The sequence below is a fragment of the Ruminococcus sp. 8Y-12 genome, from assembly GCF_058119865.1.
The window spans coordinates 2,161,308-2,172,490 of record NZ_CM176623.1; the positions used below are offsets into that span (position 1 = coordinate 2,161,308).

Consider the following 11,183-nt stretch of genomic DNA (forward strand, 5'->3'; position numbering starts at 1 on the left):
GCATTTAAATAGTAAGAACGTTATACTTAAAGGCGATTGTAGCAACAGCACACTGGGATATTGTGAAAAAGGATGAATAACGATGATAGAAATGATTAAAAAACTCTTTAAAAATGAGACCGTACGCTATATCTTTTTTGGCGGATGCACTACGCTGGTAAACTTGGTGTCCTACGCCATACTCCGCACACTGCTCGGTATTGACATTACTATAGCCAATTTTATCTCCATAGGACTTGCCATCCTATTTGCCTATGTGGTGAATAAACTCTATGTGTTTGAGAGCAGGACAGAGGGGATCAAAGCCCTGTTGTCGGAGGCGGCGCAGTTTGTCGGGATGCGTCTGAGTACCCTGTTTATTGAGGTCTTCGGTGTAATTTTGCTCAGCTGTGTGTGGGGGATGAATGACATGATAGGGAAACTGCTCATCCAGGTGGTGGTGCTGGTTCTCAACTATGTGTTCAGTAAGCTCTATGTGTTTAACGACAAAAAGAAAGTCCCGGACTATTCTGAGAAAGAGCTGTCCTTTCGCCGGGTAAAAAAGAGATGCTGTATCTGGGGATTTGCAATACCGGCTGTGACGGTTGCTGTGGGATTCGCTGTCAACGGGGTCTTCCCCTTCGGAGACCACGGGGTGCTGATCATTGACTCCCTGCACCAGTATCTGCCATTTTTTACAGAATTTCATGAGAAGCTGGTAAACAGTGAGTCCCTGCTCTACTCTTTTGGAGGCGGTTTGGGATTTAACTTCTGGGCCACCTTTGCCTACTATCTGGCCAGCCCCATGAACTTTTTGGTGACTCTGTTCCCCAAAGCCAATATGATGGATGCAATGGCTCTTTTCATTATTCTGAAAATCGGATTGTGCGGACTGACTATGGCTTATTACCTGGTACACCGAAACAAAGGGAAGAACTACTATCCAATCGTGTTTTCGGCTATGTTTGCCTTGAGCAGCTTTATCATTGGATACTATTTTAATCTCATGTGGCTGGACAGTATTGCCATGCTTCCGCTGATTATGATGGGGATTGAGCGGATTGTGAATGGAAAGAGCGGAAAATTGTTCTGCCTCTCGTTGTTTTACGGACTTTTCTGTAACTATTACATCGGGTTCATGCTCTGTCTGTTTTCCTGCCTGTATTTTCTGGTACTGTGGATTTCTGCAAAGAAGATTACTTTTAAAAAGATTGCGGTATCCTGCGGAAAATTTGCCTGGTACGCCCTCATTGCAGGAGGTATGGCTGCAATTGTGCTGGTACCTGCCTATCTGGGTCTGGGAACTACGGAATCTGCGGAAAATGCCTTTCCGGAGACCATCAAGCTGTTTGTCCAGAACATGTCCCAGTTGACCAGCCAGTTTGCTTTTGTGGAACCCATCAACATAGCGGATGACCAGATTGGAGTCAATGCGTTCTGCGGCACGGCCACTCTGATTTTGGCCTGTTTATATCTTCTGGACCATAAAAGAAGCAAGCGGGAGAGGGCTGCAAAGCTGGTTTTTATCGGCTTGCTCTATGCCAGCTTTAATGTGAATGTGCTGAACTTTATATGGCATGGATTCCATGTCCAGAACGGTCTGCCTAACCGCTTTGCGTTTATCTATATTGCCATGCTGCTGCTCATGAGTTTTGATGTGGTGATGGACCTAAAATATCTGTCAAGATTTCGGATCACCCTGGCCTGTGTGCCTGGATTAGCATTTACGGTCTATGCAGCAATCACGGGACTGGGGGAGAGGGAGTTCTACACCTATGCGTCCACCATCGCGCTTCTGTGCCTGTATGGAGTGCTTCTGCTGACCTTAAAGCCGTTAAAGACGGGTAAGAAACAGAAGCTTTCATTCCAAACCGTATTTATTACCATGGGGCTGATTGAGATGATCGCCACAGGAATCGTGGGCGTGTGTATGAACGGGACCATCGGAAGAAGCACTTATCTGGACGAGCAGACTGCCTTTGAGGTGCTTATGGAGCGCAGAGGGGATGAGGATTTCTATAGAAGCGACATTGACAGCACCAGAATGCGCAATGAGAACATGTTTCTGGGCGCGGATGGAGTTGTGCTGTTTTCCTCAACCATGCCGGCAGCCACAGTGGATCTGTGCAAGAGTCTGGGGATCGAGGCCAGGACAAACAAGAATGGCTATAATGGCTTTACAAAGCTGGTAAATGATATTTTTTCACTGCGCTATATTGTATCCAAGACAGACTCACCTTCCCTCTACCAGATGACAAAGGTAGATTATGAGGACCCCCTGAATCTGTATCAAAATGATGGGGCTTTATCTATTGGGTTTGTGGTGAACCGGGAGATACGCGGCTGGGACATCAGCCAGTCGGATCATCTGGAGGTTCAGAACCAGTTTGTGGAGCTGGCGACAGGTCATTATCCCATCTATTTTTTAAATCAAAACATCGATATGGAGGATGGGGAGACGTACACCATTGTACTGCCAGCTGGAAAACAGGTATATCTGGATGTGACGGAGGCTGTGGAGGAGATTGAGGTTACCACACCCGAGTATTCTAAAACTTATGACAAATACAATGACCACCTCTATGATCTGGGGTGCTTTGAGGAGGACACAGTGGCTACTGTGACCGCCACCTTTAAAGAGAACCAGGGGGGAATCATCCGGGCAAACGCCTATGTCTGTGACCAGGACACCTACGATGAGGTACATGAGATCCTGGCGGCAAGGCAGATGCAGACTACTGAGGTGAGAGACGGCAGAGTCAGAGGAACCGTCCAGGCGGGATCTGGCGGGACTTTGCTGCTATCCATACCATATGACCGTGGCTGGAAAGTGAAAGTGGACGGACAGCAAACAGAGACCTACCCGGTGGGACAGGCGCTTATGGGGATCGACCTGGAGAGCGGAGAGCACGAGATTAGCATGGATTATACACCGCCCGGACTGTGGAGCGGGAGCCTGCTGACCTTCCTGTGTATTGCCCTTTATCTGATGACAGGTTTTTTGGAGGGAATGAACAGGGCAAATGCAGAGGCTGCAACCACAGAGGAGCCGGATGAGTTTGATTGGGAAGAGATTCAGATGGAGCCGGAGACAAGGGATGGCACGGAGGATGTTATCTTGGATGAGGAATATGTCACACTTGATGAGGCTGTGATTCCCGGAAAGGAATACGGTGGCCTTAAAGAGGATGTACTTCCGGAAGGGAATGGAAGTCTCAAGGAGCCTGCAGTGCCCTGGGATGAGATAGATAGCTAAGGATCACAGGAAAGAGGAGAGGATTATGCAGTTTACATGTTCAGAGAAAGCCGATATGTTTCAGGAGGGAATCTTTTCTATTCTCAATGAAAGGAAAGAGGAGCTGCAGAAAAGAGGGCGGAAAATTTACAATCTGTCCGTGGGAACGCCGGATTTTGAACCGGCTCCCCATGTGATGGAGGCTGTGTCCCGGGCAGCCAGAAAGCCCGAAAACTACAGGTATGCGCTGAAGGATCTGCCGGAACTGGTCAAAGCTGTCCAGGACTTTTATCGGGGACGCTTCGGGGTGGAATTAAAGCCGGAGGAGATCATGTCCGTCAACGGTTCCCAGGAGGGTATGGCCCACATTGCCTGGGCACTGTGCAATCCCGGGGATGTGGTGCTGGTGCCAAACCCCGGATACCCCATATTCAGCATTGGACCGGCGCTATGCGGTGCGAGCCTGGTGGAATACCCGCTCTGCCCACAGAATGGATTTCTTCCAAGGCTTTCGGAGATCCCGGAGGAGACAGCAAGGGCGGCCAGGTTTATGATTGTGTCCTATCCTTTAAATCCTGTGTGTGCAGTGGCCACAGATGACTTTTACAGGGAACTGGTGGCTTTTGCCCAGAAGTACCAGATCGTGATTCTGCACGACAATGCTTACTCTGACATTATCTATGGGGGAAGAGTGGGCGGTTCCTTTTTATCTTTTGAGGGGGCAAAAGATGTGGGAGTGGAATTTTATTCCCTCTCCAAGTCATATAATCTGACAGGCGCCCGCATCTCCTTTGTCATCGGAAAAAAGGAGATTGTGGAAAAGTTCAGAGCTGTGCGCACCCAGATTGATTATGGTGTATTTCTGCCAGTCCAGTATGGGGCAATTGCAGCGCTGACAGGGCCTATGGAAGGGGTGAGGGAGCAGTGCAGGGAATATGAGCGGAGAATGAAGGCTCTCTGTGGTGGTCTGCGCAGCATTGGATGGGACGTACCGGATAGCCAGGGAACCATGTTTGTGTGGGCTCCCATTCCCGGGGGATTTACCAGTTCTGAGAAATTCTGTATGGAGCTTATGGAGCGCACAGGGGTGATCTGTGTGCCTGGAAGCAGCTTCGGATCTCTGGGGGAGGGATTTGTACGCTTTGCCCTGGTGGAGCCTGTGCCTGTGATGGAGGAGATTGTAAAAGCAGTCCGGGAGAGCAAAATATGTAACAGTTCAGCTTGGCTGAACTGTTACCAAAATACTGGAAGATAAAGAAATGACACTTGAATAAAACAGCGTTCTATTGTATGATGTAGAGGCTGGTATCCCTGTCAACGGGATGTCAGGATCTGTCAAGACAGATGCAAAAAACAGAGAATAGGGGAAAAAAAGTGAATCAGGATTTTTTCAATCAGCTGTGTAGTATTGCAGGCAGTGATAATACCTATACGGATGAACCTATGAAAAAGCACACCACCTTCCGGATCGGAGGTCCTGCGGACTACTTTGTGACACCTCACAGCAAGGAGGAGATTGTCCAACTGATCCAGACCTGCAGAAGGGAACACAAGCCTTTTTACATTCTGGGAAATGGCAGCAATCTTCTGGTGGGAGACCGGGGATACCGGGGGGTTATTATACAGATATTTAAAAATTTTAACGATATTGTGACAGAGGAGACTCTGATCACCGCCAAGGCAGGGGCTCTGCTCTCAAAGATTGCCAAGAAAGCCATGGAGCGGGGACTCACAGGATTTGAGTTTGCTTCTGGAATTCCGGGAACCCTGGGCGGGGCGGCTGTGATGAATGCAGGCGCTTATGGCGGGGAGATGAAGGATGTAATGGAGGAAGTGACGGCCTTGGACAGTGAGGGAAATATTCTCATTCTCCAAAAAGAGGAGCTGAAGATGGGATACCGAACCAGTGCGGTTGCCCAGAAAGGGTACATTGTACTGGAGGCAAAGCTGAGGCTTCGAAACGGAAGCAGAGAGCAGGTCAGCCAGAGGATGGAGGAACTGAAAAAGCAGAGAACTACAAAGCAGCCTCTAGAATTTCCCAGCGCGGGGAGCACCTTTAAAAGGCCCCAGGGCCATTTCGCCGGAAAGCTGATCATGGATGCGGGACTGCAGGGATTCCGGGTCGGCGGGGCTCAGGTATCGGAGAAGCACTGTGGATTTGTGATCAATACCGGGGACGCAACGGCTCAGGACGTGAGAACCCTGATGCAGAATGTGACAGAACGGGTAGAGGAAAAGTTCGGCGTGGTTTTAGAGCCGGAAGTGAAGATGTTAGGAGAATTCTAAATGAGATTTGTGATTGTAACCGGAATGTCCGGCGCGGGAAAAAGTACGGCATTGAAGATGCTGGAGGACGTCGGGTATTTCTGCGTAGACAATCTTCCGATTGCGCTTGTCACCAAGTTTGCTGAGCTGGCGTTTGGTCAGGCCAGCGATATCTCCAGGGTGGCTCTGGGTGTGGATATCCGCAGCGGGGAAGCCCTGGGGGAATTGGAAAAGGTGCTGGAGCGGATGACCATGGAGGGATTTGAGTATGAGATCCTGTTTTTGGACGCCTCCGATGGGGTTCTGGTAAAGCGGTACAAGGAGACGAGAAGGACCCATCCTCTTGCCAAGGGAGGCAGGGTGGACAAGGGGATTGAGGAAGAGCGTCTCAAACTCGAATTTTTGAAAAGAAATGCAGATTACATTATTGACACCAGCCAGCTTCTGACCAGGGAGCTGAATGTGGAGCTGGACAAGATTTTTGTTCAGAATCAAGAATTTAAAAATCTGGTAATCACCATACTTTCTTTTGGCTTCAAGTACGGAATACCCAGTGACTCGGATCTGGTATTTGACGTCCGATTTCTCCCAAATCCCTTTTATGTGGAGGGACTAAAGTACAAGACAGGGGAAGATGAGGAGGTACAGGAATATGTGATGGGGTTTGATCTGGCCCATGAATTCCTTGATAAGCTGGTTGAAATGGTAAGGTTTTTGATACCCAACTATATTTTGGAGGGGAAAAACCAGTTGGTTATCAGTATCGGATGTACCGGAGGAAAACATCGCTCAGTGACTCTGGCCAATAAGCTGTACGAGCAGTTAAACAACCAGAGTGAATACGGAGTGAAGATTGAGCATAGGGATATCCTAAAGTAAGGAGTTATTATGTCTTTTTCCAGCGATGTGAAAGAGGAGCTGTCCAGGCAGTTTCCCAGTGCCAGGCACTGTCAGATAGCGGAGATTGCTGCCATTATCAGCATGTGTGGCGGTGTTTCCATTTCCTGCAGAGACCGCTTTTCTCTGAAGATTCAGACAGAAAATCTGGCTGTGGCAAGAAAATACTTTACATTATTGAGAAAAACATTTAATATAGGTACTGAGGTTTTAATTAAACAGCACGCTCATTTAAATAGAAGTCGTACATATTGTGTTCTGGTAAAGAATCATGAGGATTCTCTGAAAATTCTGAGGGCAGTGAAGCTGATGAACAGCCGTATGGAGATACAGGAAAATCTTTCTCTGACAGACAATCTGGTGATTCAAAAGTCCTGCTGTAAGAGGGCTTTTATCAGAGGAGCTTTTTTGGCAGCTGGTTCCATCAGTGACCCCAGAAAGTCTTATCATTTTGAGATCGTTTGCATGAACGAGCATAAGGCCCTGCAGTTAAAGGAGATGATTAACACCTTTGATATGGATGCCAAGATCGTACAGAGGAAGAAGTACTATGTGGTGTACATCAAAGAAGGTGCGCAGATTGTTGATATTTTAAATGTGATGGAAGCCCATGTGGCGCTTATGGATTTGGAAAATGTGCGCATACTGAAAGAGATGCGCAACAGTGTCAATCGAAAGGTCAATTGTGAGACAGCAAATATTCATAAGACGGTCAGTGCAGCAGTAAAGCAGATAGAAGATATTGTGTATATACAGTCTACGATTGGTTTTGAGAGCCTTTCAGAGGGGCTGGAGGAGATCGCAAGACTGCGTCTCGAGCAGCCTGAGGCAACTCTGAAAGAGTTGGGAATGATGCTGACTCCGCCGGTCGGTAAATCAGGTGTAAATCATAGATTGAGAAAACTAAGCACTCTGGCAGAGGAGCTGAGAGAAAGTAAGGAGGAGAATTATTATGATTAAGAAACCTATCACAGTACAGCTTGCAAATGGTCTTGAGGCGAGACCCGTTGCCCTGCTGGTCCAGGTGGCCAGCCAGTACGAGAGCGAAATCTACGTGGAGAGCGCAGATAAGCGTGTCAATGCAAAGAGCATCATGGGAATGATGACTTTGGGAATGGATTCCGGTGAGGAGATTGTGGTGTCCGCAAACGGGGCTGACGAAGAGGAGGCAATTGCGGATATTGAGAAGTATTTAAGCGGCAGATAGTCAACAGCCTACTGTAAGCATGCAAAGGGTCATTGTCCAAGAGCAGAGAAAGCTCTGAAGGGATAATGGCCTTTTTTGAACCATTTTTCTTTGCCTTTTTGAATAGGCGTGATATAATGAAAGACAGCAAAGAACATGATGACTATAAGCGTGTTCGGAAAAACAGAGAGGTTGCTCAATGACACAGAAAAAGAAAAGGGAAAGCAGGAGAGGAAGGTCTATTTCATATAAAATCAGTCGAAGTCTGCTGGCTGTTTTGGTTCCTTCTTTAATCATAATCATTGCAATCTCCTGTGTAATGTCTGCAGACACTGTCACGGACTTAAATGGTAAAGTGTTAGAGGCTCAGACAGATTATGCGGTTTCACTTGTGGATGATTTTTTCAGCAGTAAGGTGGCTGCAGCTAAAATGTTTGAGGAGAGTCATGAACTGCAGGAATATTTTAATGCCGTTTCCAAACCACGGGATATTAATGAGTATGAGGCAAGGGAAACCATTCTGAAAAAGCTAACCAGTGCTCTGGAGCGTATGGAGGAGGAGGGGGTACTTCAGGTTTGGGTGGCAGATGAAAGGACAGACAGCTATCTGCTTTCCAGCGGTGAGGTAGTTGCGGCAGGTCTCGCTGATACAGAATGGTACCTTCAGGTGTGTTCTGAGAAGAAGAATGTGATTTCAGAGCCATATCAGGACCCGGCTACCGATAAGATGGTCATTTCTATCGTATCCCCGGTTTTCCGTCACGGAAGTGATGGTATAGCGGGATTTTTTGGATTCGATGTGGATATGGACAGCCTTTCCCAACTTCTCGCTGCCATCAAGGTGGGGGAGGAGGGGTATATGGAGATGATATCCAACAGCTCGGAATATATATACAGTGATGACCCCACAGCCACGGGAAAAAATGTGGTGGATTTGGATATCACAGATGACTATAAAGAGAAAGTATTTAATGGGTACAATGGGAAATTGAATTTTGATTATAAAGGAAGTTCTTACACATCCATGTTTCAGAACTGTAAGACAACGGGATGGCTTGCAGTTGCTACCCTACCGCTGTCTGAGATAAATGCCACCCGGGACCATTTAATTGTAATTTTGGTGGTGGTTTCCATTGTCATTTTGTTGGTTTTGACTTCCCTATGTATTTTTATGATTCACAGAATGTTAAACCCTTTGACCAAGATAAGCAGTGCAATGGAGGAGTTTTCAAAAGGAAACCTGGAGGTGGACATACCGATCCGGGGAGAGGATGAAGTAGGTCGGATGGCTGCAAGTGTCCGCTCCTCTATTCAGCTTCTCAAGGAGGTTATTGAAGAGATTTCCGGCGTGCTGGGGGAGATTTCCAGGGGAAATTTAAATATAGAGGTGAGAGGTAGTTATATCGGAGACTTTCACTTTATAAAAGACGCCCTGGAACAGATCGTTTCCTCTCTCAATGATACCCTGAGGCAGATTAACATCTCCGCGGAGCAGGTGTCAGGCGGTTCGGAACAGGTGTCGGAGGGGGCCCAGTCCCTTGCACAGGGAGCCTCGGTTCAGGCTGGCACTGCGGAGGAGCTGTCGGTCAATATTATGGAAATTTCTCGTCAGATCAGTTCCAATGCCATGCATGCGGAGGATGTGGACAAGAGAGTATCGGCACTGGGAAAGGAAGCAGCCAGAAGCAACCATCGTATGAAAGAGCTTTTGGCAGCAATGCAGGACATCAGTGACAGTTCGCACGAGATTGTAAAAATAATTAAGACGATAGAAGACATTGCATTTCAGACCAATATTCTATCGCTGAACGCCTCTGTGGAGGCAGCCAGAGCCGGGGAGGATGGTAGAGGCTTTGCAGTGGTGGCAGGTGAGATACGAAATCTGGCTGTCAAGAGCGCCCAGGCATCGAAGAATACCGCGCAGCTGATTGGAAATTCCCTGGACGCGGTAAATAACGGAATACAGATAGCACAGGAGACAGCAGATACACTGGAGACAGCCACAGTGGGGGTAAGAGAGGTTGTGGGAGCAGTCAAAGAGATTTCGACTGCATCCAATGAGCAGGCGGAATCCGTGAAGCAGATTATGGAGGGAATGGAGCAGATAGCGAATGTGGTACAGGTGAATTCAGCTACGGCACAGGAGAGTGCGGCAGCCAGCGAGGAGCTTTCAGCCCAGGCTATGCTGCTGAAAGAGCTGATTGGTAAGTTTCAGTTTAGGTGAGCAGAGAAATTTGCGAATAAACCTCTTAAAAAGCCACCACAAATGATTGAAAAACTGGTCATAGGAAAGGTGCAGCGATGGCAGACTGCTTTATGTAAATACATTAAAAGCACGAGTTTCTGTAATTTAGTAAATTGGAGGATAGAACGTAGATATAAAGACCGGTAATCAGCCATAGGTGTAGGAAATTAAAAAAATAATAGTTTTTATAGATGGACTGTGACAGATTTGAACAGTCAAGAGCATACGAAAACCGCAACATCGATCGATATTTTTCGAAGAGAAGTAGAGAAAAATAATTGAGTTATTTTTTTAATAGAGTGATAGAATTATTTCAGAATGCTAAGAAAATTTATCTGTTGCAGTGAATATGACAATGGTATATTCATATTATGAAGCGGGAAGAATGATTATTGAAGAAGAGCAAGGCTTAAAAGAGCGTGCTGCATATGGAAAGTATATTTTAAAAGAACTATCGGAAAGATTAACACAAAAATTTGGAAGAGGGTATTTATACGATAATTTTATTTGGTTTATTCTAAGAACTCAATTGGGGAAACGGCGTTTCCCCAATCTGAAAAATTGCCAATTACGCAAGAAGGAAGAAAGTTTTATTTAAGTTGGTCCCATTAGCTTATTTTGATGAGAAAAAATAAGATTGAAAAACGTCATTTTTATGAAATAGAAACATGCAGAAATAAAGAAGATGTAATGTGTCTTGCGGCAGAAGGGCAGATGCTTGAAAAACCGGAGGATATATTCAAAGATCTATACATTTTAGAGTTCACAGAACTTGTTACTTATTCTGAAACAGAATTGGAAAATAAAATCATTGATCATTTACAGTGATTTTTGCTAGAATTGGGAAGAGGATTTACTTATGTTGGGAGACAGGTTAGATTTACGTTTGAAGAAGAACATTTTCGAGTGGATTTAGTATTTTATAATCGTCTATTGTGTTGTTTTGTGCTATTAGATTTGAAATTTGGTCAGTTAAACACCAAGATATAGAACAGATGCAAAGGTATGTCAATTATTATGATCGAAATGTTAAATTAGAAGACGAGAATTCATCGATTGGTATTATTATTTGTAAAGATAAGAAAGATGCTATTGCAGAGATGACATTTCCCAAAGATAATAATGAGATATTTGCCGGTAAATATGAGACAGTACTTCCTGGTAAAAAAGAACTGCAAACACTACTGGAAGATAAAAATTTATAGGGAATCTGCGTAAATAAGCGACATTATGTTTGGATATTTATGAGTAAGCATACAAGAAATTTTAGTAAAGTATAATAGAGTTTTCTTGAAACAGGCGATGATTTGTCGCCTGTTTTCGTACAGTAAAACCCGGACAAGACAGCACAAGAAAATTCTAAAAAGAAAAGTTGA

The 11,183-nt window shown here is 45.8% G+C and carries 9 protein-coding genes and 1 pseudogene; all 10 read left to right on the forward strand.

Features of this window, described 5'->3' with window-relative positions; genetic code table 11:
* Positions 1-82: 82 nt before the first annotated feature.
* The 10 genes and pseudogenes from AC0THY_RS07920 to AC0THY_RS07965 all read left to right on the forward strand — a co-directional run bounded on the left by AC0THY_RS07920 (position 83) and on the right by AC0THY_RS07965 (position 11,012).
* Positions 83-3,235 carry a YfhO family protein gene (locus AC0THY_RS07920; protein ID WP_489993884.1) on the forward strand — a complete coding sequence of 1,051 codons (3,153 nt, stop codon included), beginning with the start codon at positions 83-85 and terminating at the stop codon, positions 3,233-3,235.
* A gap of 25 nt (positions 3,236-3,260) precedes the next feature.
* Positions 3,261-4,469 (forward strand): aminotransferase class I/II-fold pyridoxal phosphate-dependent enzyme, encoded by a 1,209-nt coding sequence (locus tag AC0THY_RS07925; RefSeq protein ID WP_489993885.1) that lies wholly within the window; start codon positions 3,261-3,263, stop codon positions 4,467-4,469.
* 119 nt (positions 4,470-4,588) lie between these two features.
* The gene (gene murB, locus AC0THY_RS07930) at positions 4,589-5,500 is read left to right on the forward strand and encodes a UDP-N-acetylmuramate dehydrogenase (RefSeq protein WP_489993886.1); all 912 of its coding nucleotides are present in this window, start codon (positions 4,589-4,591) and stop codon (positions 5,498-5,500) included.
* The gene (gene rapZ, locus AC0THY_RS07935; RefSeq protein WP_489993887.1) at positions 5,501-6,358 is read left to right on the forward strand and encodes an RNase adapter RapZ; all 858 of its coding nucleotides are present in this window, start codon (positions 5,501-5,503) and stop codon (positions 6,356-6,358) included.
* Positions 6,359-6,367: 9 nt separating this feature from the next.
* Positions 6,368-7,336 (forward strand): DNA-binding protein WhiA, encoded by a 969-nt coding sequence (whiA, locus tag AC0THY_RS07940; RefSeq protein WP_489993888.1) that lies wholly within the window; start codon positions 6,368-6,370, stop codon positions 7,334-7,336.
* The gene (locus AC0THY_RS07945) at positions 7,329-7,583 is read left to right on the forward strand and encodes an HPr family phosphocarrier protein (protein WP_489993889.1); all 255 of its coding nucleotides are present in this window, start codon (positions 7,329-7,331) and stop codon (positions 7,581-7,583) included. The genes whiA and AC0THY_RS07945 overlap by 8 nt, the downstream gene beginning before the upstream one ends.
* 178 nt (positions 7,584-7,761) lie before the next feature.
* Positions 7,762-9,786, forward strand: a complete 2,025-nt coding sequence (locus tag AC0THY_RS07950; RefSeq protein WP_489993890.1) for a methyl-accepting chemotaxis protein — start codon at positions 7,762-7,764, stop codon at positions 9,784-9,786.
* A 406-nt stretch (positions 9,787-10,192) separates the two neighbouring features.
* Positions 10,193-10,405, forward strand: a complete 213-nt coding sequence (locus AC0THY_RS07955) for a hypothetical protein (RefSeq protein ID WP_489993891.1) — start codon at positions 10,193-10,195, stop codon at positions 10,403-10,405.
* 23 nt (positions 10,406-10,428) lie between these two features.
* The gene (locus AC0THY_RS07960) at positions 10,429-10,635 is read left to right on the forward strand and encodes a hypothetical protein (RefSeq protein WP_489993892.1); all 207 of its coding nucleotides are present in this window, start codon (positions 10,429-10,431) and stop codon (positions 10,633-10,635) included.
* A 12-nt stretch (positions 10,636-10,647) separates the two neighbouring features.
* A pseudogene (locus AC0THY_RS07965) lies at positions 10,648-11,012 on the forward strand (PDDEXK nuclease domain-containing protein).
* Positions 11,013-11,183: the final 171 nt, after the last annotated feature.